We start from the raw sequence: 23,326 nt of genomic DNA, 5'->3' as shown, positions 1-23,326 counted from the left end.
TGAATTTATACTTTAATTTTTATTATATTAATTTCAAAAAAACAGCTAAGCAATTATGCATGAAATTTTTACAACTTTACTCTTTCTTTTTGCCGTTATAGACCCTTTAGGCTCGGTGCCAGTATATCTAGAAGCCACCAAGCAATTCGATAAAAAAGCACAAAAACGCATAGCCATACAAGCTTCTATTTTAGCGTTTTTTGTGTTGTTGTTTTTTATAATAGTAGGTCAAGTTGTACTTGAAGGTATGGAAGTATCGCTAGATGCGTTTCAAATTTCGGGTGGTGTAATTTTATTTTTATTTGCGCTTACCATGATTTTTGGAGACGGCAAACCAGAAACTGAAAAACATTTAATTAAAGATTATAAACACGTTATTGTTTTTCCTGTAGCCATTCCCTCTATTGCTTCTCCTGGAGCTATTATGGCCGTTGTTCTTATGACAGACAACCACATTTATTCTTTAAAACAACAAGCCATAACTACTGTTTTAGTATTGGTTATTATTGGCTTAACCTGTGCATTGTTACTTGCAGCCAATAAGGTGAAAAATATAGTGGGAGATTATGGTATAAATGTAATTAGTAAAATAATGGGTCTCATTTTAGCGTCGTACGCGGTACAAAGTATTTTATCGGGACTTAAAGATTTCTTTGCTGTTTTACATTAAGGAAGGTATATAAAAACTAAATCCTACCCGTTCTTACAGCTTACGCTTTAACAAGTAGGATTGAGTTATTAACTAAACTAACTAAACCGCTATTCCTTAACCTATTAGAAATAACAATATTTAGAATGACATAGTTTTGTAAGGATTATGCTATTAATCTTTTATATCTATGAAGAATTATGCCATTCTTAACTATATATACGTTTCTTAAGTTAAAATGGATTATTAAAAACTCAAAAAAGTTAAAGTTTTTTTGCTTCTTCCCAAAAAACATCCATTTCGGCTAAGGTCATATCCTTTAAGTTCTTGTTTAACAGGGCGGCTTGCTTTTCGAGATACTCGAATCTTTTTTTAAATTTTTTATTGGTACGCTCTAAGGCATTCTCGGGATTTATGTTTAGAAAACGTGCATAGTTTACTAAAGAAAATAAGACATCGCCAAATTCGCTTTCTATTCGTTCTGGGTTGTTATTGTTTACTTCAACTTTCAACTCGTTTAATTCTTCTTCTACTTTTTCCCAAACTTGCTGTGGCTCTTCCCAATCGAACCCCACTCCTGCTACTTTATCTTGAATACGACTGGCTTTTACTAAAGCTGGCAAACTTTTTGGCACGCCTTGTAAAACGCTTTTGTTGCCTTCTTTTAGTTTTAAATTTTCCCAATTACGCTTTACATCTTCTTCATTATCCACCTTAACATCGCCGTAAATATGTGGGTGTCTGTCTATCAATTTGTCGCAAATACTATTACAAACATCGGCCATATCAAAACTATTGGTTTCGCTTCCTATTTTGGCATAAAACACAATGTGTAATAACAAATCGCCCAATTCTTTTTTAACTTCTTGTAGGTCGTTGTCTAAAATAGCGTCGCCCAGTTCGTAAGTTTCTTCAATTGTTAGATGGCGTAACGACTCGATGGTTTGTTTTTTATCCCACGGACATTGTTCGCGCAATTCATCCATTATTGTTAATAACCGGTCGAAAGCTGCTAATTTTTGGGCTCTTGTATTCATAAAAAATTAAAATTGTTGTTGTGTTTTGCTAAGGTACTTAAAAAGAAAAGTCCAACCGTAAGGGTTGGACTTTAATATATACTAATTGCGATTTTTTATTCTTCTTCGTTTGAAGCTTCTTCTGTTGCTTCTGCATCGTCCTCGAACTGTAATAAATCGTTTTTATGCAATAAATTGTACCATTGTATTACCTTCTTAATATCGCTCGCGTACACACGATCTTCATCGTAATCTGGTAAAATTTCGAAAAAATATTCTTCTAATTTATCTTTGCTGTCTTTATGGCTAATGCGTGTTTGCGCTCCTTGTTCTTTTTCGGAAATAGCTTTAAACACATTTTTTAAAGGCACCTCTTCTGTTAATGTATAAATAGCGATTTCGCTTAATACACTTACGTTATGGTTCATGTTTATAGACAGTCGTTTGTTGTCTAACAACGATTCTGCTATAAATCCGTTACGTGTTTGTAGTACTAATTTATACAATCCTGGTTTACCTGAAATAGCTAATACTTTATCTAAGCCCATAAATTAATTTTTAAAGGTGGCAAATATCTTACGTTTGTTAAACCTAACCAAATATTATCGTTTCTTTTTTTGATTTGGAAAACGCATTTTATAATCTACTTTTATTTTTCCTTTAGAGATGTTATCTAAACGCCCTTTTATTAGTCGTTTTTTTAAGGTAGATAGTTTTTCGGTAAATAATATGCCGTCTATATGGTCATATTCGTGTTGTATTACGCGTGCTATAAGTCCGCTGTAAGTCTCTACATGCGTTTCAAAATTTTCGTCTTGATATTCTATGGTAATTTCTGGTTTTCTAAACACATCTTCCCTTACATCTGGTATGCTTAAACAGCCTTCGTTAAACGCCCATTCGGCACCTTCTTCTTTAATTATTGTAGCATTAATAAACACTTTTTTAAAATCTACCAAGGCAGCTTGCTCGTCTTTTGTTAAGTCTTCATCTTCCGAAAAAGGTGTTGTATCTATAACAAACAAACGAATTGGCAGTCCTATTTGCGGAGCAGCCAAACCAACGCCATAGGCATTATACATGGTTTCGAACATATTATCTATAAGTTCGTTTAATTTAGGGTAATCTTTATCTATATCGGTCCCTTCTTTCTTTAAAACAGGATCGCCATAAGCTACAATTGGTAAAATCATTTGTACGTGTTATAAATTTTTTGAAATGCAAAAATACAATTCTTAACCGTAATAGCCTATAATAAAAAAACTCCTTAAATAAGGAGTTTTCTGGATGGATATGAAAATTGCTTGCTTTTAACAAGCAGCTTTATCGTTAACGACAGTAAACAAATCGATGCTACATTTAATTTTAGCATTTACTTGCGAATTGATTAAGTCACGTTTTCGGTTTGCCCAAACGGGTAATGTTTCAACTTTTAAAGGTTTTAAGTTTAACTTTTTAACGCTTACAACAACACGATTCATTCTCTTGTAATCGGGCTTTTTGTCTTGCGCTTTTAAACTTGCACTTTGTAATAAGGCTATAGCAAACACACTTATTAATACATTAATTTTCATTTTATTAACTGAAATTTTCTCAAATATAAGAGGCTCTTTCAGTATTGATAAAAATTTTAGTTAAAGGTTATTTTTTTTCGATAAAAAGTTTAAAATTGAATAAAAACCTACAACATTAACGCTTCATACAGAATTATTTAGAATTCAAATAGCTTTGTAAAATTAGTGTTGCACTAATTTCATCTATTAAAGCTTTATTTTGGCGTTGTTTCTTTTTTAATCCCGAATCTATCATGGTTTGAAACGCCATTTTAGACGTAAACCGTTCGTCTACACGAGCTATAGGAATATTGGGTATCGACTCGGATAATTTCTTTAAAAACGGAATAATCAAGGCTTCACTTTCAGACGCTGTGGCATCCATTTGTTTGGGCTCGCCCACGACAAATAATTCTACCTGTTCCTTAGCAATATAGTCTTGCAAAAACGGAATCAGGTCTTTAGTCTCTACGGTAGTTAAACCAGAAGCTATAATTTGAAGCTCATCGGTTACCGCTATTCCCGTTCTTTTTTTACCGTAATCTATCGCTAAAACACGTGCCATATTAACTATTTTTTACAAAGTTAGCATTAACAAGCCATTTTAATAGTTTTTACACATAAAGATTTAGGCAATTTTTATGCTTTCGGTTTTAAGGAGATAAATTATAAAAGTATCTTTGAAAAAAATTTAAAATTTCAAAATGAAAGCATTACAATCTATCATAGAGCAAGCCTGGGAAAACAGAGCCTTGTTATCGGAAAAAGACACGATTGAAGCGATTAGAAAAGTAGTTTCTCTTTTAGATTCGGGAGAATTACGCGTTGCAGAACCAACAGACTCTGGTTGGCAAGTAAACGAATGGGTAAAGAAAGCAGTAGTCTTGTATTTCCCAATTCAAAAAATGGAAACTCTAGAAGTTGGTATTTTTGAATACCACGATAAAATTCCGTTAAAAACAGGATATAAAGAAAAAGGTATTCGTGTAGTTCCAAATGCTGTTGCCAGACATGGTGCTTATATTTCGGCCGGAACCATTTTAATGCCTAGTTATGTAAATATTGGTGCTTATGTAGACGAAGGCACTATGGTAGACACTTGGGCTACAGTTGGTAGTTGCGCTCAAATTGGTAAAAACGTACATCTGTCTGGAGGTGTTGGTATTGGTGGTGTGTTAGAACCTTTACAAGCTGCTCCTGTAATTATAGAAGATAACGTTTTTGTGGGTTCGCGTTGTATTGTAGTTGAAGGAGTTCACGTAGAAAAAGAAGCGGTTTTAGGCGCTAATGTGGTACTAACCATGAGCACTAAAATTATTGATGTAACAGGCGATAAACCTGTAGAAATGAAAGGTCGTGTTCCTGCACGTTCTGTAGTAATTCCAGGTAGTTACACTAAAACCTTCCCTGCTGGTGAATTTCAAGTACCGTGCGCCTTAATTATAGGAAAACGTAAGGAAAGTACCGACAAGAAAACGTCTTTAAACGATGCTTTACGCGATAACGACGTTGCGGTTTAAATGAAAATATTGGTAATACAACAGAAAATGATTGGCGATGTGCTTACAAGTAGTATTTTATTTGAAGCACTAAAAAAAGAATATCCTAATGCCGCGTTGCACTATCTTATTAATGCCAATACATTTTCTGTTGTAGAACACCATCCCTACATAGACCACCTTGTGGTTTTTCCAAAAGAAGCCGAAAAAAACACCAAAGCACTTTTTAGGTTTGCAAAAACCTTACAAAAAGAAAAATTCGATATTGTTATCGATGTTTATGGTAAGCTGTCCAGCAATATTATAAGTTATTTTTCGGTAGCTAAACTTAAAGTATCGTATCGTAAATGGTATTCTAAATGGATATATAACCATACAATTACAAGAACCAAAACAGCACAAACACCCGCTGGCTTGGCCATAGAGCACAGACTACAATTACTAAGCCCCATTTTAAAAACAGTGCCAGAAATTTTAAAGCCAAAAATTTATTTAACGCCTTCGGAAATAGCACAGAGCAAATCGTTTTTAACCGCCAACGGAATACAATTAGACAAAACCCTGTGTATGATTAGCGTTTTAGGCAGTGGCCCTTTAAAAACCTATCCTCTGGAATATATGGCCGAAGTTATAGATACCATTGTAGACCATACCCAAGCGCAGATTCTTTTTAATTACATTCCTTCGCAAACCGAGTTGGCACAACGTATTTACGACAGCTGTAAACCCACTACCCAGCAACACATTTATTTTAATGTATATGGTAAAAGCCTAAGAGAATTTTTAGCCATTCTTTACCATTGCCACGCAATTATTGGTAACGAAGGCGGAGCTATTAATATGGCCAAAGCCTTAGATATAAAAACATTTACCATATTTTCGCCTTGGATAGACAAAACAACATGGAGTATTTTTGAAGACAATCAAAACAACGTTTCGGTTCATCTAAAAGACTATCTTCCTGAATTATATCAATCAAAACCTGAAAAAGATATGAAAAAAGACAGTCTATCATTATACCAATTATTTACTCCTAACTATTTTAAAAATAACTTAATACAGTTTTTAACCCCATTTAAAGCCTAATACTATTCTGTTTTATGACCAAGTTAACCGCCATTATCCCAACAGGTAACGAAATACACAATATTGAAGCCGTAATCGCATCGGTACAATTTGCCGATGAAATTTTGGTGGTAGACAGCTTAAGTACAGATGGTACGTTCGAGAAAGCCAAAACCCTAGCTACAAGAGTTATTCGTCGGGAATATCAGTATTCGGCTTCTCAAAAAAATTGGGCCATTCCTCAAGCTACTCACGAATGGATTTTATTGGTTGATGCCGACGAAAGAGTTACTCCCGAACTAAAATCGGAAATTTTAGAAACACTAAAAGCTCCTAAACACGATGCGTATTGGATTGGCAGAATGAATCACTTTATGGGCGAACGCGTACATTATAGCGGCTGGCGTAACGACAAAGTCATTCGTCTTTTCAAACGTGATCTCTGTAAATACGAAGACAAACAAGTACATGCCGAAATTAAAGTTGCAGGCTCTGTAGGGTTTTTAAAAGAAAAACTTTATCACAACACCTATATTACTTTTGATAAGTATTTAGAAAAAATGAATCGTTATGCCTGGTGGCAAGCCCACGATTACGACAAAAAAACGGGCAACTTAACCCCTTATCATTTTGTTTTAAAACCGTTTTGGGGATTCTTTAAACATTATATTATACAAGGCGGTTTTAGAGACGGAACCGTAGGCTTAACCATTGGTTACATTCAAGGCTATGTTATTTTTATGCGTTATGTAAAACTATGGCTTTTACGAAAAGGACGCAAATAACGACTAATCGTAAGTTTTCCAGAATTTAATTTTTTTCTTTAACCTTTGTTTACGCTGAAATTTTTCCTGAAACGCTTCAGTATATCCCCACATGGCTTTAAACACCTTATCTACTGGTTCGCCCGAACATTTCGCATATTCGTCGCTCATGGTTTTCACCATAGATTTATGGGTGGTTAAGCGTCCAAAATTTTTCATCCGCGCCTCAAAATCCATGGGACCAAATTCCATTCTATTCAAATCCACTAAATAATACGTGTAATTTGGACCTATTTTTTTAATCAGTGTATTTCCAGGAGAATGATCTAGGAAATTAATTTGCTTTTCGTGCAAATCGAAAGTAAATCTTGTAAACCCTCTTAAAATCGCTTCGTGATCTTCATAATTTAAATCATGACACAGTTCGCGGTACGTTAAATCTACCTGCAAATGCTCACTCACATAAAAACTCTTTTTAAAAGCAAACGGTGTAGAAAACTCGTAATAAGCAATAGGCTCTGGGGTACCAATGCCTTTAGACTTCAAAATATTGGCATATTCAAAAGAGCGCTGAGCTTTACTTTTTCTGAAAAACTTATAGGCAATTTGGTTGACAAGATTCGGAATTTTAAACGATTTTATATTTAGCTGCTTGTCGTTTAAGTCGAATAATTTTATGGTATTTCTATCTTGATTCCCAAAAGTTTCTCCCGAAGTAGAAAAGTGTTTTATAAACTCATCTATCTTATTTTGGTAAGCTTTGTACTCGTTTTGAAAAATGCGTGTCATGCTGCGAAATTACATTTTTTTAAGATGCCGTAACAATTAATAATTTCTATTGTTTGTTTATAATGTTGTATTTTGCGCAAAAATAGTACATGAGGTTAATTCAGGTTACAGCGTCTAAGGGTTGGCGAGGTCATGAACAAAAAATAATTTATTTATACGAAGCTTTCCGCGATTTTGGGTATGTAGAAGACCAATGGATTGTTTGCCCTAAAGATTCTGAAGTTTATACCATTGCAAAAGCCAAAAATCTTCAAGTCTATGGCCTTGAATGTAAATCGGAATACGATTTAAAATTTGCAAAAGCCTTAAAATCGATTGCCGATACCAATAAGGCCGATTTAGTGTTTATACATAACGGCCAATCGCACACCCTAACCGTTTTATCATCTTTACTTTATGGTTTAACCATTCCTTTAGTACTTTGCCGCACATTAATAAAACGTGTAGATACTAATTTTTTCCGTAAATGGAAATACAACTACCAGGGGATAAAAAAAATAATTTGTGTATCGTACCCTGTAGTCGACAGCTTAAAACCTGCCGTTAAAGACCATTCTAAACTAACCGTTGTTGGCAGTGTAACCGATATTAATAAGTTTCCGAAACAACACAAAACGGGAGTATTACATCGAGAATTTAATATTCCTGAAGATTATAAAATTATTGGCAATATTGCAGAATTCACCGCTTTTAAAGACCATTACACTTGGGTAGACGCTGCCGAAAAATTGCTTCAAGAATCTGCCCTGAAATTGAAATTTATACTGGTTGGACAAGGCAAATTAGAAACCGACATAAAAAAATATGTCGCGAGCAAACACTTAAACGATCACATTATTTTTGCAGGCTTTAGAACGGATATTCCTGATATTTTACCAGAATTAGACGTGCTGATGTTTACCTCGAATAACGAACCCACAGGCGGAGTATTGCTGGAAGCTTACGCTTGCAAAACACCCATTGTAGCAGCAAATGCCGGAGGCATACCAGAGGTAATCGTAAATAATAAAACAGGGCTTTTGGCCGAAGTGGGCAACCCTTTGGATTTTGCCAATAAAGTTGAACATTTACTAAACAACCAAACCCTACAAGACACCCTAACTAAAAACGGATACCAATATTTAATAAACAACTTTACTAAAGAAGTTATTGCAAAAAAAATGTATAACGAACTTTCTGAAGTTTTAAAAGCAAACTCGTAGTTATGCAGAAATCGGGATTAAATCTCCTAATTCTTTATTCAACCGATCGACTGTCAACCTTTGTAAACCTGCTAAATGAAAAAAAGTAAGTTCGCCAAAGTAAATTTTATTTTTTATTGAATACAAATCCACTCTTACAAAATAAAATTCACTCGATAATTTTTCGGCAACAGCAATCATTTCATTTAAATTTTCTGGCTTAGGGATATCTTTATTTAAATAATTTTTATGAATTAAATCTGGGCAAATTTTTTCCCAATTTAAATTATAATAGCAATTTCTATAAGCTCCATCATAAAATGTTTTTACATAAATAAGTTTAGGCTTACCATTAACACAAAAAAACTTATAATCGATAATGTAATCGCTTTCAAGTTGATCCAGATACTTTTCTACTAAAATTCTAGGCTGAACGTGTTTGTAAATTCGCTCTCTATATTTATTGTAATAATTTCGAGACATAAACGATTTTAATTGCTGTTTAACAACTTCTAAATCTGTCGCTTTTTTATCCTTAACAATAACATTATACCCAGAACCATGTGTGCATTTTAAGGCAAATTGATTAGGGAAACTCTTAAAATCTAAATCTTCTACAGCATCGTATACCCCAATAATTTCATTTAAATAGCCTTTACCTAATTTTTTTTCGACGTAGGATCTCACTTCATATTTATCAACATACATTTTATAATCCTCCGAATATTTATAAAAATTCAGCCATTGAAGCTTTTCAGTAAATTCTATAGGTTTATTAAGGTTTAAGGGCTTATCATTTTTCAATTTATAAGCAGCTTTAACAAATTGTTTATCTGTACCAAACTGATTTAAATAATTAACCTTTAATTGGTAATATTTCCTTTTAAAAAAATGCATTAAAATTAGGGCTTAATATTAAATAATGTGAAGACTTTATAATATCGCAAATATATAAAGTCAATAAGTTTTACGTTAATTTTTACTGTTTAGATTTTATCTATGTGAAATAAATGCAATGTAATCGCAAAAATAACCTCATCCATAATCTATTATACTCGTAAAAAGCGGCTTCAATTAATAATTTTCAAGGTCTAATTATAATTTACAATTATAGTACTCCTATAATTTTTAGATTATTTTTGTTATCTAAATCGTTCAACTGTTTAATCTCTAATTGGTCATTGTGAAAGACATTTCTGCAATAATTTTAAACTACAATTCTTCAAAATTCACTATAAACTGTATAGAATCTATACTAAAACAGACTTCTAACCGTATTTCTTACGAAATTATTGTAGTTGATAATGCTTCCGAAACGACAGATTATAAAGCTTTAAAACAAGCCATTGCAACCTTTAATGCAGAACACATTACATTAGTACGAAGCCGCTACAACACTGGTTTTGGCGGTGGCAATATGTATGGCGTTCAGTTTGCAAATGCCAAACATTACGCGTTTATAAACAACGACACGATTTTACAAAACGATTGTTTAAACATTGTTTTTAATTTTTTAAATGAGCATAAAAATGCTGCGGTTTGTTGTCCACAACAATACAACGAAAACGGAGAAGTGCAGAAATCGTTCGATCATTTTTTAAGTTTAAAACGTGAGCTTTTTGGCAGAAAATTACTAGAAAGCAGTAACCCCAAAACATATCCAAAACGTCAAAAAGTTTATAACAGTCCTCTAAAAGTACAAGCGGTGCCAGGATCTTTTCTAGTTGTTAAAGCCGAACAATTTAATGCTGTTGGCGGATTCGATACCAATATTTTTTTATATTATGAAGAAACAGATTTATGCTTTCGAATAGCTAAACACTCAAACCAAGGAGACTGTTATTTAGTACCTGCCGGAAAGTTTATACATTTTAAAGGGCAAAGCACAGAAAAAAGCATGGCCATAAAAAAGGAGCTAAAAATATCGTTATTGTATGTGTTGCGCAAAAACTCTGGATATTGGGCATACCTTACTTTAAGATGGTGGCTAACTGTTAAATTGTTCTTTAAATCACTTATAAAACCTAAAAACATACCTTTATTTGTATTGTTATTAAAAGGCGCTCCCATAAGCGACTCGCTAAAACAAAAACAAATAATTTCCGTTTAGAAGATGACTATTTTACACGTATCGGCTGTATCGAATTGGGGTGGTGGCGAACACCATATCGAAAATCTGTGTTCTGAACTAGCACTTACAAATCCCGAAGTTAAAAACATTGTATTTTGTGTAAAAAACGGCGCCTTTCATCAAAGATTAAAAAGCACCTCTATAAACTATATCGCTGCCCCTTTAGCCATTAAAATAGATTTTAGATTTGCTTTGCAATTGGCTAAGCTTTGTAAAAAAAATCAAATAGACCTCATTCACATACACGATACAACAGCCATTCAACTAGCCATAATAGCCGATAAATTTTATAAACTGCCCCCTTTTATTTTCAGTAAAAAAACGTCTTTCGAAATCAAGCAACGTAAAAAAACACTTTATAAATACAATTATCTTAAAATAAAAAAGATACTGTGTGTCTCCGAAGCAACTAAAAGCGTTTCAGAAAAAGCAATTACAGACCACAGCAAACTACTCACCATTTATCATGGCACCAACTTACGAACAAAAAGTAGTGAAACAAGTTTCCTGCTACGGGAAAAATTTAATATCGAGAACCATAAATTAATTATCGGGAACATTGCAAACCATATAAGGGCCAAACATCTGGACACCTTTATAGATGTAGCCGATAGAATTATTAATAAAGAAAAAAACACTAATTTCTTTTTTGTACAGATAGGTACTTTTACCGAACGCACACAAGCGTTTATAGACCGTATTAACGCACTTAATTTATCGAACCATGTCAAGTTTTTAGGGTATACACCAAACGCTTCAAATTTCATCCCGCAATTCGACATCTCTTTAATGACGTCTCAAAGTGAAGGTATTCCTCAGTTTATTTACGAATCGATGTACCATAAAACTCCCGTTGTAAGTACTAATGTAGGCGGTATTCCAGAAATTATCCAGCACGAAAATAATGGCTTATTAACCGAGCCATACGACGATAAAACACTTACTGAATACATTTTTAAAATCGCCGAAGATTCTAATTTAAAAACCCAATTCGTAAATCAGGCCTACAAAACCCTTATTAATACTTTTACAACAACCCAAATGGCTCAAAAAACCCTAGAAGTTTATCAAAATGTTTTAGAAGAGTCTCTAAACTAAAACCCTTTTCCATAAAACAACTAGCTGTTAAATTTGTGTTTCACCTTTTTACAAATAGAACTTAGAGCAATAATAATTAAATTTGCATCTTGTATTAATCAGGTATAAACAATTATGCAAAACGAAATCTCTAATGCCCTAAAAGTTCTAAAAAACGGCGGACTTATACTATACCCAACAGACACCGTTTGGGGTATTGGCTGCGATGCCAGTAATCCAGAGGCTGTAAAAAAAATATTTCAACTTAAACAACGCGAAGACAGCAAAGCCCTTATTTGTTTAGTGGCAGACGACCGCATGCTAAAAAAGTATGTAAAAAAAATTCCTGAAGCTGCTTTTAGCATTCTAGATATTACAGAAGAACCCATTACCATTATTTACGACGAACCTCAAAATTTAGCTTCCAATTTAATTGCCGAAGACAATACCATTGCAATTCGTATTCCCGACAACGATTTTTGTTTTCAGCTCTTACGCAGGTTTAATGGCGCCATTGTCTCTACCTCAGCAAATATTAGTGGTTTTCCAACGCCAAAAAGCTTTAAAGAAATAGCACCAGAGATTTTAAAAGGTGTAGACTATGTCGTAAATTTGCACCACGAAAAAATAAACACAAAACCGTCGTCTATTATAAAACTAAGTAACGATGGCATTGTTAAAGTGATAAGAGCTTAAATAGCCACAAATACACGAATAATTGTATTTGATATAGCAAAAACCATATTAAAATGTCGAAAATTATTTACAAAGACGAAAGCTATACGATTATTGGTGTATTATTTGAAGTTTACAATAATTTAGGAAGTGGTTTTTCCGAAATTGTTTATAAAGATGCTATTGAATATGAGTTTAAAACACAAAACATTCCATTTTTAAGAGAAAAAGAGTATTTAGTAAATTATAAAGACACTGTTTTACAACATAGATTTTATGCCGATTTTGTTGTTTTCGATAAGATTATTTTAGAAATTAAATCGGTAGATTCGCTAAACGATAAACATACTGCTCAATGCTTAAATTATTTAAAAGTATCTAGCTGCAAATTATCTATACTTGCTAATTTCCATAAAAATTTTCTAGATCATAAACGAATAGTTTTATAATAACATTTGTGCATTCGTGGCAAAAAGATGTTTAAAAAATGAATTACAAAGACGCCTTACAACATCCCATTTTCAAAATTATCTCGCAAGCAGCTAAAGAGCTTCAAATAGACAGCTATGTTATTGGTGGCTTTGTTCGCGATTTTATTTTAAACCGCGGTACTGCCAAAGATATCGATATTGTTGCCGTAGGTAGCGGTATTGCCTTAGCCAAACAGGTGGCCAAAAACTTACCAAAATCGCCTAAAGTACAAGTATTCAAAACCTATGGCACTGCCATGCTTCGTTATAAAGACATAGAAATTGAATTTGTTGGAGCACGCAAAGAATCGTATAACGAAAACAGCCGTAATCCGGTAGTCGAAAACGGCACTTTGGAAGACGACCAAAACCGCCGCGACTTTACCATAAACGCATTGGCTCTTAATTTAAATGAAAACGCTTTTGGCGATTTACTAGATCCGTTTAATGGAATTACAGATTTAGAAAACAAAATTATTCGTACGCCATTAAATCCAGACATTACGTATAGCGACGATCCGTTACGTATGATGCGTGCTATTAGATTTGCCACACAGCTTAACTTTAACATAGAAAGCGAGTCGCTACAAGCCATCGCCAGAAACAACAAACGCATTACCATAATTACCAAAGAACGCATTGTCGTAGAACTCAATAAAATTTTGGAAAGCGACACGCCGTCTATTGGTTTTTTACTGTTGGAGCAAACTGGCTTGTTAGACATTATTCTGCCTGAATTAACAGCATTAAAAGGCATAGACGAAGTTGAAGGGCAACGCCACAAAGACAATTTTTATCACACACTAGAGGTGGTCGATAATATTGCAAAAAACACGAACAATTTATGGTTACGCTGGGCAGCACTACTTCATGATATTGGTAAAGCGCCTACAAAAAAATTCAACAAAAAAATAGGATGGACGTTTCATGGGCATGAGTTTGAAGGCTCTAAAATGACCTATCACTTGTTTAAACGCTTAAAAATGCCATTAAACGACAAGATGAAATTTGTTCAGAAAATGGTATTAATGAGTTCTCGCCCCATAGTTCTGGCACAAGATATCGTAACCGATTCGGCCGTAAGACGTTTGGTATTCGATGCGGGAGATGCGGTAGAAGACCTTATGACTTTGTGCGAAGCAGACATCACCACTAAAAATCCTAAAAAATTTAAAAAATACCATAACAATTTTAAAATTGTACGCGATAAAATTGTTGAAGTGGAAGAACGCGACCATATACGTAACTTTCAACCCCCAATTTCTGGCGAAGAAATTATGCAAACCTTTAATTTAAAACCTTCCAAAGCGATAGGTATTATTAAAGAACGCATTAAAGAAGCCATTCTTGAAGGCGAAATTCCAAATGAATTTGAAGCTGCTCACGCACTAATGCTTAAAGAAGGTGAGCGATTAGGGTTATCTGTTAGTCCGCGCACGTAATTATAGAACAATGAAAACAAAAGACAATAAAAAAGTAATCTACTGGCTGCTTACCGGATGCTTTTTAATATTTATAATGGTAATTGTTGGTGGTATTACACGACTTACAGATTCTGGTTTATCGATCTCTAATTACAAACTTATTACAGGCACCATCCCGCCTTTAAACGACACCGAATGGCAAGAGGCCTTCCAATTATACCAACAACACCCAGAATTTAAACATTACAATTCGCATTTTACATTAAGCGATTTTAAAAGTATTTATTTTTGGGAATGGCTTCACCGTTTAATAGGCCGAGTTATAGGTTTGGTATTCTTTTTTCCTTTTGTATATTTTTTAATCACCAAACAACTTACAAAATCAACTATAAAAAAGAGCTTAATTCTTATGGCGCTTGGTGCTTTTCAGGGATTTTTAGGCTGGTATATGGTAAAAAGCGGATTAGTAGAGATGCCCGATGTAAGCCACTATCGCCTAGCCGCACATTTAACCACAGCATTTTTAACCTTTGCCGCAACCCTTTGGGTGGCTTTAGATTTAATTTACCCCAACACAAAACCAGCCAATACCACGATGAGGAATCTTATAACTGTTGGCTACATCGCTCTAGTTTTTCAAATAATTTACGGAGCCTTTGTTGCTGGGTTAAAAGCTGGTTTGCTACACAACCATTGGCCTTTAATGAATGAAGGTAAATTTATTCACGAATCGGCTTATATTGTAGAGCCTTTTTATAAAAATTGGATAGAAAACCCTAGTGGCATTCAATTTATACACAGAACATTTGCTTATGTAGTTGTAGCACTAATACTATACATTTACTATAAATCCCGCCAATTTAAGTTAACACCAAACCAACAAAAAGGAATTAATTCGCTGGTTATTCTGGTTGGCATACAATTTTTATTAGGTGTTTTTACCATTTTATTGTACGTCCCGATCTGGCTTGGAATACTTCACCAAATAGGCGCTTTTTTCTTGTTAACCGCCATGACATTTACTTTACATCGCTTCAGTAAATAAGTATAAAATAGTATATTTGCCACTTAAATTTTCAGCATGATTTACAGATTTAGAGTTATTTTAGATAACGACACCGAAGACGATGTATTTCGAGATTTAGAAATAAGACATACCGATACTTTAGAAGATCTTCATAACATTATAACCCAATCTTTTGGGTTTGATGGTGCTGAAATGGCTTCGTTTTACAGAAGCGACGACGAATGGAATCAAGGCGAAGAGTTTTCTCTTTTCGATTTAAGCGACGGCCAAGACGATGTGAGTTTAATGAACGAAACGACACTCGATAGTATTTTAAACGAAGAGCAAACCAAATTAATTTACGTATACGATTTCTTTAACATGTGGACCTTTTTTGTTGAATTGGCCGAAATTGTTGAAGCATCAGAAGGTGTAGACTACCCGAATTTAATGTTTGTTCACGGACAAATTCCTGAACAAGCTCCAGAAAAATCTTTTGAAGCCGACGATGCTTTTAATGATTTTAACGACTTTGACGACGATTTAGACTACGACGATTACGAAAGTCTGGATTTTGATGAAAACTGGAACTAACTGAAGTTTTTCATATTAACATCCTCGTAATTTCGTTTCACAAAATCTAAGGCAAACTTTAAAATTTCGCCCATACTGGTACTGTGCCGTATATTCTTATCTAAAGTATAATCGTAAATACTAGCAGATAATTGTGCAATATTTTCTTGAGTAGAAAGGGTTTCATGGGTCATACATTCTATTAATTTCCCTAAACGCTTTTGGTAACTAATAGCGCGTTTGGCAATAATGGAACGTTCTTCAATTTTATACTGGTCTATAGAAGCCTTGGTTATTTTTTCTTTAACCAATTGCACCATGGTATAATTTTCCTTAAAAAACTGTGGGCGGTAAATATTAAACTTGCCTTCGTAGCATTGCTGATCGAAATCTATAGCGCGTACTTTATACACTACATGATCGAAATCGTGGGTAGGTACAACTACATAATTATAAGAACGCATATCGCCTAAAAGCCGAATCATACAACGTTCGTTAAATTTCACAAACTCTTTAGCTATTTGCGATTTTTCTGAAGGCAAACAATTGGGCAACATATTTTTAATAAACTCATCGCCTGGTATACCTGCAATATGCTCCTCAATCAATGTATCTTTATACACCAAAAAGTTAAGGCTGTTTGGCGAGAGCATATGTTCGAGTTCCAAACCATAAATTCGCGAAGCATCGGCCTTTTTTACATAAAAATAGGTGTAATTATCGTTTAAGGTATTTCTGACTTTAATTCGGAAAGGTTTCGAGTTGCCGAAAGTGCAAAAGTCTATACAATCTACACTTAAATATTTAAAAATGGTTTCGTTACCATCTGACACCAAATTGGAATACACCCGTTTTAAACTTAACTCAATTTCTTCGCGCTCAAAATCGTTGTAATACACGCGTAACCAAAGGGTATCTTCATCATTTTTATCGTATACGACTATAGACCCTTGAAAACGCAACAAATCGTCGTAAAAAATCGGTAATCTAAAATTCCTATTATATTCAGACAAATACTTGTTCAGTTTAGGCGTAATTGGGTAAGAAGGTTTCTTTTTCGAAATTTTTAAATCGTCCATAATTATAATATTCTCTCAAATTTACGCTTTTATTTATTAGCTTGTAACAAATTTAACCAAGAGTCGTCGTACTAACATAACCAAAAACATGCCAATTTGGAATCTATTTTAACCATCAATAATCTCACCAAAACATTTGGATCGTTAACTGCGGTAAACGATTTATCGTTCACTATAAATAAAGGAAATGTTTACGGCATTTTAGGCCCTAACGGCAGTGGTAAGTCTACCACTCTCGGTATCGTTTTAAATGTTGTAAATAAAACCTCTGGAACCTTTAGCTGGTTTGACGGCACAACAACTACACATGATGCCCTAAAAAAAGTAGGTGCTATTATAGAGCGACCTAATTTTTATCCGTACATGACCGCTTATCAGAACTTAAAATTAGTCTGTAAAATAAAAGAGATTGATTTTAGTAAAATAGATGAAAAATTAAACATTGTTGGACTGCTAGACAGAAAACACAGCAAATTTGCAACCTATTCGCTAGGCATGAAGCAACGCCTTGCTATAGCCTCTGCCCTACTTAACGATCCAGAAATTTTAATACTAGACGAGCCCACCAATGGCTTAGACCCGCAAGGGATTCACCAAATTAGGGAAATTATAAAACAAATTGCAAAAACCGGTACTACCATTTTATTGGCTTCGCATTTGCTAGACGAGGTTGAAAAAGTATGCTCGCATGTGGTGGTACTAAGAAAAGGTGTAAAATTATATTCTGGTCGCGTAGACGAAATGGTTGCCAGTCATGGTTTTTTAGAGCTTAAGTGCGAAAATAACAACACTTTAATTCAGTTTTTAGAAAATCATTCGGCATTTGGCTCTATTACGCAAGACCAACAACTTATAAAAGTATTGCTTAACGAACCTATGGAAGCTTCGGAATTTAACACATTAATGTTCCAGAAAGGCATTGTATTATCGCATTTGGTAAAACGCAAACAAAGTTTAGAAGAACAATTTTTACAACTAACAGACCACAATTAAGCCACAAAATCCATTGTTATGCTACGACTTTTAAATTTAGAATTACAAAAACTTTTACTAAATCGCGCCAGTAAAATTCTTATTTTCATATCCTTCATTTTACCTTTTACGGTACTTATCTTATCGTCTATAAAAATAAATTTCTTTGGTTTATTTACGTTGGAATTGGGCGAATTAGGTATTTTTAACTTTCCTATAATTTGGCACATTACCACTTTTTTTGCATCTCAGTTTAAATTCTTTTTTGCCATAGTTGTAGTGAGCATGATTGGCAACGAGTACAGTAATAAAACCATTAAACAGAACTTAATAGACGGCCTTAGTAAAAAGGAATTTATACTCTCTAAATTTTACACCATAGTCTTTTTCTCGCTTATTGCCACCGTTTTAATTGGCATTGCGACATTCTGCATTGGGTTGTACTATTCTAGTTACACCGAGCTTCAAATTATTTTTCGGGAAACCAGTTTTTTATTAGCCTATTTTGTAAAGTTGGTGGGCTTTTTTAGCCTGTGTTTATTCTTAGCTATGCTGGTAAAACGCTCTGCTTTTGCATTAGGAGCTCTTTTTGTACTCTTTATTTTAGAATGGATTTTGTTTGGCGTTATGGCTTGGCAAATGAATACCGATATTGCTGAAAAAATCCAGCGTTTCTTCCCACTAAAATCCATGTATAATTTAATTAAACAGCCGTTTCAGCGTGTTATGATTACCAAATTTCCAGAAAAGACTGAAATGATGTACGATTACGCGGTACATGGCTTAGATGTTTGTATTGTGGTTATTTGGACTGCTATTTTTGTGTTTTTAGCCTATAAATTATTAAAGAAAAGAGATTTATAATATATTAGGGCACTAATAGCTTAGTTCTCCCTAATTCATGAAATACATATTAACAGCTATTGTAGCCTTGTTTCATGGTGTAATTTTTGCACAATTTGAAGCTGCCAATTGGTATTTTGGCGAAAATGCAGGTATACAATTCAACTCTAACACTGGTGCAGTTTCTGCACTCACAAACGGACGCTTAAACACTAAAGAAGGAGCTTCTTCGATTTCTGACGAACAAGGTAACTTATTATTTTACACTGATGGGTTAACCGTTTACAATAAAGACCACGGCCTTATGGATAACGGTAGTAACCTGTACGGTAATCCGTCTAGTACTCAATCGGCTATAGTTGTCCCTAAACCAAACTCCAGCGATATATATTATATTTTTACAGTTGGTTCTGGAGTGCCCATTAATGGTGTGTCTTTTAATGGTGGCTTTCGGTATTCCATAGTAGATTTATCTGAAAATTCAGGCTTAGGAAAAGTAATAGAAAAAAACACAAAACTCTTAGATTACAGCTCCGAAAAAATAAGTGCAGTTGTTAAAGACTGCCATACGCAATCTATATGGGTAATCACGTTATCTACGTACAACGGCCAAGATAACCAATCAGCATTAAACACTTTCTATGCTTACGAAATTAACGATACCAATATCAACCACACTCCAGTTGTTTCTAACTTCGCCACATCGTTTACAGATCCGCGCGGAGCTTTAAAATTATCTCCAGACGGCACAAAAATGGTGAGTGCCAATATGGACGGCGGTTTATTAATATACGATTTCGATGCCGATACGGGTAAAGTTTCTAATCAACAAGAGCTTACCATTTCTACATCTACAAGTAACAGACCTTATGGCGTAGAATTCTCGTCTAACAATCGCTATTTATACATTCATGCCTCTAACGATTACAATGGCAACGATGCTAATAATGAAACCAGACACCGTTCGGCTTTAATTCAATACGATTTAAAAGCTTTAGACATATCGGACTCCCAAGTTGTATTAGACGACAGGAACCTATTTAGAGGCGCTTTACAATTGGGTCCTGACGGAAAAATATATCGAGCCCTGTCTGCAACCTACGAACGTGGTTTACCTTATTTAGGCGTTATACAAAACCCAAATGCTAAAGGAACTGCCGCACAATACAGACACAATGCAATAGATTTAGGCGGAAAAAATTCTACACAAGGCTTACCCCCATTTATTCAATCATTCTTCAATCAAAAAATAGATATCATTCATGCCAGCGACGGTGTTGAAACCAATAATTTAGCACTCTGTACGGGAGACACATACACTCTAACTTCAGAAGAAATTCCAGATGCCACCTATGAGTGGACTTTAAATGGAAACACAATTAGCCCGACTTTAAACGATTGGGAGATGGACGTTACAAAACCAGGATATTACAAAGTTATTATCACACCTGTAAGCGGTACCTTTTGCGATATTAAAGAAGGTGAAGCGTATGTGAGTTATTACGACATCCCGATAGCCCATTCGACTTCAGACATTACTAATATTTGCGATTGGGATAACGATGGAACAGAAACCATAGATTTAAGTATTAAAAATGCTGAAATTTTAGGCGCCCAAAACCCTAGTGATTTTACAGTAAGTTATTTCGAAACAGAACCAGATGCTTTGGCAAATACAAACAAAATTAGTGCGTCCAATGCTTACAACACAACAACTAGCAACAAAGCTATTTTTGCCAGAGTCGAAAATAATAATAACACCAATTGCTTTGCCACCACATCTTTTAATATAACACTAATCCCGACACCAACCTTAACGGTTCAAGATTTAAATCGTTGCGATGTCTCTATGCCTTATAACGATGGTATTTCTGTTTTTAATCTGGAAGAAAGTATCACTTCAACAGATGCTTCCATTGCATTTTACGAGACCAATCCAGAAGGTACAGCATCAGCTAATAGTATTGAGAATCCGCAACACTACATAAACAGTAACAACAATCAAGTTATATACGTAAGAGCCACAAACGATAAAACGGGATGCTATACAGATCAAACCTTTAACCTAACAGTAACAGACGCCCCCGAAACCTTTGATACCGCTTATTTTTGTACCGATGCCAACGTTGCTTTACATGCAGATATTTCGAATGGAGATGTGTCTGCTTATTCATTTCAGTGGTATAACGAACAGCAAATAATTCCAGACGCGACAGACGCCACTTTAACGGTTAACCAAACAGGAACCTATTCCGTAGCCATTATAAACAACACGAGTAACTGTGTAACCTTAAACACATTTACTACCGAAGAATCTGGAATAGCAGTTATAGACAACGCAAAAGTATCTTACGCTAGCGACCTAAATACTGTAAGCATTTCGGCAAGCGGACTAGGTATTTACGAATATGCCTTATATACAACTAACCAAGAGCAAACCAACCACACACTCTATCGCGACTACCAAAGCAACCCGGTTTTTAATAATGTACAACCAGGTATCTATACGGCGCGTGTAAAAGATATAAAAAACGATTGTGGCATTGCCGAAACAGTAGTTTACGTTGTAGGGTTTACTAAATTCTTTACCCCTAACAACGATGGCTATAACGACACTTTTAAAATAGAAGGCGCCTCCGAGGTGTTTATGGCAAGTTCCAATGTGTACATTTTTAATCGTTATGGTAAACTATTAAAACAAATCACATTAAACGATTCTAGTTGGGATGGCACATTTAACGGACAAAATTTACCCGAAGACGATTATTGGTTTACTGCAACCTTGGCTGATGGTCGTAACTTTAAAACACATTTTACCCTAAGACGTTAACATGAAACATTACCCCGCTGTAAACAGCATATCGCTTTTCATTCTATTTCTATTTCTTAATAATTTTATCCTGCATTCACAACAATCCAACGATTGTTTAGGTTCGGTAACAGTTTGTGGAAATTCGAATGTAGATTCTAATGTTTCTGGTAGCGGAACACAAGAAATTTCTTATTTAAATTCTTGCGGAAGCCAAGAACACAACAGCCTTTGGTTAAAAGTTACCCCAATAACATCGGGAACTTTAGGATTCACCCTGAAGCCTAACAGCAGTAACATTAATGAAGACTACGATTTTTTTGTGTTTGGTCCAAACCGACCTTGCAACAACCTTGGTATGGCAATACGCTGCTCTACAACTAATCCTTCGCAAGCAGGACTAACATCTAATCATACAGGCATGAATGGAACAGAAACCGATGCTACCGAAGGCCCTTCTGCCTTAGGTAACAGTTTCGTTAAATGGCTAGATGTAAACGCAGGAGATACGTATTACATTGCTATAGATCGCCCAATAGGCACTAGTAGCTTTACACTAGAGTGGACTGGAACAGCTGAGTTTGCGTCGTCTCCGTCAGATCAATCTTCTTCAGAAAAGCCTTCAGATATTACTACTTGCGATATCATTGCTCCTTATTCCGATGGCATTTCTTCGTTTAATTTAGAAACAAATGAATCTGCTATTCTAGGTACGCAAAGCGGTATTTCATTAACTTATCATACCAGCATAGCCGATGCCAATCAAAAACTAAATCCGTTATCGAGTCCTTACATCAATGAAGACAACGGAAAAGTGGTTTCAACAATTTATGTACGAATGACCAATACGACTACAGAATGTTTTGAAATTACAAGTTTTAATCTACTAGCTACACCAATTTATACAACAGAAGCAAGCGTAAACTATTGCAGCAATTTGTATCCGGAAACCATTACAATAGATGCAGGAATAGCGCCCGAAAATCAAGATAATTACACCTACTTATGGGAATCTGGAGAAAATACACCTACATTAAACATTAACCAAGCAGGCACCTATAAAGTAACTATAGCCGATAAAATTACTGGTTGTATAGAAACACATATCGTAACCGTTATAGAGGTATCTACCGCTACCATTGTAAATGTAAATGTTAAAGACCTAGCCGACAACAACTCTATAACAGTAGAAGTTGACGGTACCGGAATTTACGAATACGCTTTATACTATAATGAAGATGATAATGAGGGCGAATATTTCCCCTACCAATCCAGTAATACTTTCGAGAATGTAGCTGCTGGAGTTTACACTTTAAAAGTGATGGATGTTAAAAATAATTGTGGCACCACCGAAGAAACAGTTTATGTAGTAGGCTTTACCAAATTTTTTACGCCCAACGGAGATAACTACCACGATATTTGGAGAATTGAAGGCATTCCAGATACTTTTATGCCAAACACTAAAGTTTATATTTTTGACCGTTATGGTAAATTAATAAAACAAATATCGCCTTACAACGATGGTTGGGACGGCACTTTTAAGGGACAACCTTTGCCAAGTGACGATTATTGGTTTACTGCCACCTTAGCCGACGGCCGCCACTTTAAATCGCACTTTACCCTAAAACGTTAATATTAAAGCATCATACAATCTATAAGGTATTTCATCGTTATTCCAATGTATTTTATCTAAAAACCATATATTTGCATTTTTCTTTTTTTCCACTAGAAATTCTTCATGTATATTGATT

At 34.7% G+C, this 23,326-nt stretch carries 24 protein-coding genes; 16 read left to right on the top strand and 8 right to left on the bottom strand.

What is annotated here, in order from left to right:
- Positions 1-55 precede the first annotated feature (55 nt).
- Positions 56-670 carry a MarC family protein gene (locus tag ACR9EA_RS04565; RefSeq protein ID WP_435138171.1) on the top strand — a complete coding sequence of 205 codons (615 nt, stop codon included), beginning with the start codon at positions 56-58 and terminating at the stop codon, positions 668-670.
- 242 nt (positions 671-912) lie between these two features.
- Here the strand turns inward: ACR9EA_RS04565 and mazG are convergent, their stop codons facing one another.
- From mazG to ruvX, 5 genes are all read right to left on the bottom strand, one after another.
- Positions 913-1,686: a nucleoside triphosphate pyrophosphohydrolase gene (gene mazG / locus ACR9EA_RS04560; protein ID WP_435138168.1), complete on the bottom strand. Its 774-nt coding sequence runs from the start codon at positions 1,684-1,686 to the stop codon at positions 913-915.
- Positions 1,687-1,781: 95 nt separating this feature from the next.
- Positions 1,782-2,213, bottom strand: coding sequence for a DUF5606 family protein (locus ACR9EA_RS04555; protein ID WP_435138165.1), 432 nt, complete (start codon positions 2,211-2,213; stop codon positions 1,782-1,784).
- 54 nt (positions 2,214-2,267) lie between these two features.
- On the bottom strand, positions 2,268-2,858 hold the full coding sequence (gene def, locus ACR9EA_RS04550) for a peptide deformylase (protein WP_435138162.1): 591 nt from the start codon (positions 2,856-2,858) through the stop codon (positions 2,268-2,270).
- Positions 2,859-2,975: 117 nt separating this feature from the next.
- Positions 2,976-3,239, bottom strand: a complete 264-nt coding sequence (locus ACR9EA_RS04545; protein WP_435138159.1) for a hypothetical protein — start codon at positions 3,237-3,239, stop codon at positions 2,976-2,978.
- Between the two features lie 133 nt (positions 3,240-3,372).
- Complete coding sequence (gene ruvX, locus ACR9EA_RS04540) at positions 3,373-3,783, bottom strand: Holliday junction resolvase RuvX (RefSeq protein WP_435138156.1); 411 nt, start codon at positions 3,781-3,783, stop codon at positions 3,373-3,375.
- Between the two features lie 139 nt (positions 3,784-3,922).
- Here ruvX and ACR9EA_RS04535 point away from each other — a divergent pair, with 139 nt between their 5' ends.
- From ACR9EA_RS04535 to ACR9EA_RS04525, 3 genes are read left to right on the top strand one after another with little or no spacing between them, the layout of a single operon-like run.
- The gene (locus ACR9EA_RS04535; RefSeq protein WP_435138153.1) at positions 3,923-4,738 is read left to right on the top strand and encodes a 2,3,4,5-tetrahydropyridine-2,6-dicarboxylate N-succinyltransferase; all 816 of its coding nucleotides are present in this window, start codon (positions 3,923-3,925) and stop codon (positions 4,736-4,738) included.
- A complete protein-coding gene (locus ACR9EA_RS04530) occupies positions 4,739-5,803 on the top strand; it encodes a glycosyltransferase family 9 protein (protein ID WP_435138150.1) in 1,065 nt (354 codons plus the stop codon). It abuts the gene before it with no gap.
- Positions 5,804-5,817: 14 nt separating this feature from the next.
- Positions 5,818-6,567, top strand: coding sequence for a glycosyltransferase family 2 protein (locus ACR9EA_RS04525; protein WP_435138147.1), 750 nt, complete (start codon positions 5,818-5,820; stop codon positions 6,565-6,567).
- 3 nt (positions 6,568-6,570) lie between these two features.
- On the opposite strand, the gene ACR9EA_RS04520 is transcribed toward ACR9EA_RS04525, so the two are convergent.
- Entirely contained in the window at positions 6,571-7,335 is a 765-nt protein-coding gene (locus ACR9EA_RS04520; RefSeq protein WP_435138144.1) for a Kdo domain containing protein, read from the bottom strand.
- An 89-nt stretch (positions 7,336-7,424) separates the two neighbouring features.
- Here ACR9EA_RS04520 and ACR9EA_RS04515 point away from each other — a divergent pair, with 89 nt between their 5' ends.
- On the top strand, positions 7,425-8,537 hold the full coding sequence (locus tag ACR9EA_RS04515; RefSeq protein ID WP_435138141.1) for a glycosyltransferase family 4 protein: 1,113 nt from the start codon (positions 7,425-7,427) through the stop codon (positions 8,535-8,537).
- Here the strand turns inward: ACR9EA_RS04515 and ACR9EA_RS04510 are convergent, their stop codons facing one another.
- Complete coding sequence (locus ACR9EA_RS04510; RefSeq protein ID WP_435138138.1) at positions 8,538-9,413, bottom strand: ATP-grasp fold amidoligase family protein; 876 nt, start codon at positions 9,411-9,413, stop codon at positions 8,538-8,540.
- A 286-nt stretch (positions 9,414-9,699) separates the two neighbouring features.
- Here ACR9EA_RS04510 and ACR9EA_RS04505 point away from each other — a divergent pair, with 286 nt between their 5' ends.
- The 7 genes from ACR9EA_RS04505 (at position 9,700) to ACR9EA_RS04475 (ending at position 15,893) form a co-directional block, all read left to right on the top strand.
- Positions 9,700-10,626: a glycosyltransferase family 2 protein gene (locus ACR9EA_RS04505; RefSeq protein WP_435138135.1), complete on the top strand. Its 927-nt coding sequence runs from the start codon at positions 9,700-9,702 to the stop codon at positions 10,624-10,626.
- Between the two features lie 3 nt (positions 10,627-10,629).
- Positions 10,630-11,745 (top strand): glycosyltransferase family 4 protein, encoded by a 1,116-nt coding sequence (locus ACR9EA_RS04500; RefSeq protein WP_435138132.1) that lies wholly within the window; start codon positions 10,630-10,632, stop codon positions 11,743-11,745.
- A 114-nt stretch (positions 11,746-11,859) separates the two neighbouring features.
- Entirely contained in the window at positions 11,860-12,420 is a 561-nt protein-coding gene (locus ACR9EA_RS04495) for an L-threonylcarbamoyladenylate synthase (protein ID WP_435138129.1), read from the top strand.
- A gap of 53 nt (positions 12,421-12,473) precedes the next feature.
- Positions 12,474-12,848, top strand: coding sequence for a GxxExxY protein (locus ACR9EA_RS04490; protein ID WP_435138126.1), 375 nt, complete (start codon positions 12,474-12,476; stop codon positions 12,846-12,848).
- 38 nt (positions 12,849-12,886) lie between these two features.
- Positions 12,887-14,311, top strand: a complete 1,425-nt coding sequence (locus tag ACR9EA_RS04485; protein ID WP_435138123.1) for a CCA tRNA nucleotidyltransferase — start codon at positions 12,887-12,889, stop codon at positions 14,309-14,311.
- Positions 14,312-14,321: 10 nt separating this feature from the next.
- Positions 14,322-15,338 (top strand): COX15/CtaA family protein, encoded by a 1,017-nt coding sequence (locus tag ACR9EA_RS04480; protein ID WP_435138120.1) that lies wholly within the window; start codon positions 14,322-14,324, stop codon positions 15,336-15,338.
- Positions 15,339-15,374: 36 nt separating this feature from the next.
- The gene (locus tag ACR9EA_RS04475; protein WP_435138117.1) at positions 15,375-15,893 is read left to right on the top strand and encodes an IS1096 element passenger TnpR family protein; all 519 of its coding nucleotides are present in this window, start codon (positions 15,375-15,377) and stop codon (positions 15,891-15,893) included.
- Here the strand turns inward: ACR9EA_RS04475 and ACR9EA_RS04470 are convergent.
- The gene (locus ACR9EA_RS04470) at positions 15,890-16,951 is read right to left on the bottom strand and encodes a hypothetical protein (protein ID WP_435138114.1); all 1,062 of its coding nucleotides are present in this window, start codon (positions 16,949-16,951) and stop codon (positions 15,890-15,892) included. The two genes, ACR9EA_RS04475 and ACR9EA_RS04470, sit on opposite strands and share 4 nt — an antisense overlap.
- A 96-nt stretch (positions 16,952-17,047) precedes the next feature.
- Between ACR9EA_RS04470 and ACR9EA_RS04465 the strand changes: the two genes are divergently transcribed.
- Genes ACR9EA_RS04465 through ACR9EA_RS04450 form a run of 4 tightly spaced genes read left to right on the top strand, consistent with a single transcriptional unit; the run spans position 17,048 to position 23,208 of the window.
- On the top strand, positions 17,048-17,944 hold the full coding sequence (locus ACR9EA_RS04465) for an ABC transporter ATP-binding protein (RefSeq protein ID WP_435138111.1): 897 nt from the start codon (positions 17,048-17,050) through the stop codon (positions 17,942-17,944).
- Between the two features lie 18 nt (positions 17,945-17,962).
- Positions 17,963-18,787, top strand: coding sequence for an ABC transporter permease (locus ACR9EA_RS04460; protein ID WP_435138108.1), 825 nt, complete (start codon positions 17,963-17,965; stop codon positions 18,785-18,787).
- Between the two features lie 37 nt (positions 18,788-18,824).
- Positions 18,825-21,596, top strand: coding sequence for a T9SS type B sorting domain-containing protein (locus ACR9EA_RS04455; protein WP_435138105.1), 2,772 nt, complete (start codon positions 18,825-18,827; stop codon positions 21,594-21,596).
- Between the two features lies 1 nt (position 21,597).
- Positions 21,598-23,208, top strand: coding sequence for a T9SS type B sorting domain-containing protein (locus ACR9EA_RS04450; protein WP_435138102.1), 1,611 nt, complete (start codon positions 21,598-21,600; stop codon positions 23,206-23,208).
- Positions 23,209-23,326 lie beyond the last annotated feature (118 nt).

This window comes from Formosa sp. A9, from assembly GCF_051200825.1.
Classification (GTDB): domain Bacteria; phylum Bacteroidota; class Bacteroidia; order Flavobacteriales; family Flavobacteriaceae; genus Formosa.
This window is presented reverse-complemented; position numbering and strand designations above follow the sequence as displayed.

Bases quoted from the DNA above. Each gene is read 5' to 3' on its own strand.
- ACR9EA_RS04510 (WP_435138138.1), bottom strand. From the start codon at position 9,413: ATGCATTTTTTTAAAAGGAAATATTACCAATTAAAGGTTAATTATTTA.
- ACR9EA_RS04490 (WP_435138126.1), top strand. From the start codon at position 12,474: ATGTCGAAAATTATTTACAAAGACGAAAGCTATACGATTATTGGTGTA.
- ACR9EA_RS04475 (WP_435138117.1), top strand. From the start codon at position 15,375: ATGATTTACAGATTTAGAGTTATTTTAGATAACGACACCGAAGACGAT.
- ACR9EA_RS04515 (WP_435138141.1), top strand. From the start codon at position 7,425: ATGAGGTTAATTCAGGTTACAGCGTCTAAGGGTTGGCGAGGTCATGAA.
- ACR9EA_RS04530 (WP_435138150.1), top strand. From the start codon at position 4,739: ATGAAAATATTGGTAATACAACAGAAAATGATTGGCGATGTGCTTACA.
- ACR9EA_RS04450 (WP_435138102.1), top strand. From the start codon at position 21,598: ATGAAACATTACCCCGCTGTAAACAGCATATCGCTTTTCATTCTATTT.
- ACR9EA_RS04460 (WP_435138108.1), top strand. From the start codon at position 17,963: ATGCTACGACTTTTAAATTTAGAATTACAAAAACTTTTACTAAATCGC.
- ACR9EA_RS04480 (WP_435138120.1), top strand. From the start codon at position 14,322: ATGAAAACAAAAGACAATAAAAAAGTAATCTACTGGCTGCTTACCGGA.
- mazG (WP_435138168.1), bottom strand. From the start codon at position 1,686: ATGAATACAAGAGCCCAAAAATTAGCAGCTTTCGACCGGTTATTAACA.
- ACR9EA_RS04545 (WP_435138159.1), bottom strand. From the start codon at position 3,239: ATGAAAATTAATGTATTAATAAGTGTGTTTGCTATAGCCTTATTACAA.
- def (WP_435138162.1), bottom strand. From the start codon at position 2,858: ATGATTTTACCAATTGTAGCTTATGGCGATCCTGTTTTAAAGAAAGAA.
- ruvX (WP_435138156.1), bottom strand. From the start codon at position 3,783: ATGGCACGTGTTTTAGCGATAGATTACGGTAAAAAAAGAACGGGAATA.
- ACR9EA_RS04525 (WP_435138147.1), top strand. From the start codon at position 5,818: ATGACCAAGTTAACCGCCATTATCCCAACAGGTAACGAAATACACAAT.
- ACR9EA_RS04485 (WP_435138123.1), top strand. From the start codon at position 12,887: ATGAATTACAAAGACGCCTTACAACATCCCATTTTCAAAATTATCTCG.
- ACR9EA_RS04455 (WP_435138105.1), top strand. From the start codon at position 18,825: ATGAAATACATATTAACAGCTATTGTAGCCTTGTTTCATGGTGTAATT.
- ACR9EA_RS04555 (WP_435138165.1), bottom strand. From the start codon at position 2,213: ATGGGCTTAGATAAAGTATTAGCTATTTCAGGTAAACCAGGATTGTAT.
- ACR9EA_RS04470 (WP_435138114.1), bottom strand. From the start codon at position 16,951: ATGGACGATTTAAAAATTTCGAAAAAGAAACCTTCTTACCCAATTACG.
- ACR9EA_RS04565 (WP_435138171.1), top strand. From the start codon at position 56: ATGCATGAAATTTTTACAACTTTACTCTTTCTTTTTGCCGTTATAGAC.
- ACR9EA_RS04535 (WP_435138153.1), top strand. From the start codon at position 3,923: ATGAAAGCATTACAATCTATCATAGAGCAAGCCTGGGAAAACAGAGCC.
- ACR9EA_RS04520 (WP_435138144.1), bottom strand. From the start codon at position 7,335: ATGACACGCATTTTTCAAAACGAGTACAAAGCTTACCAAAATAAGATA.
- ACR9EA_RS04495 (WP_435138129.1), top strand. From the start codon at position 11,860: ATGCAAAACGAAATCTCTAATGCCCTAAAAGTTCTAAAAAACGGCGGA.
- ACR9EA_RS04500 (WP_435138132.1), top strand. From the start codon at position 10,630: ATGACTATTTTACACGTATCGGCTGTATCGAATTGGGGTGGTGGCGAA.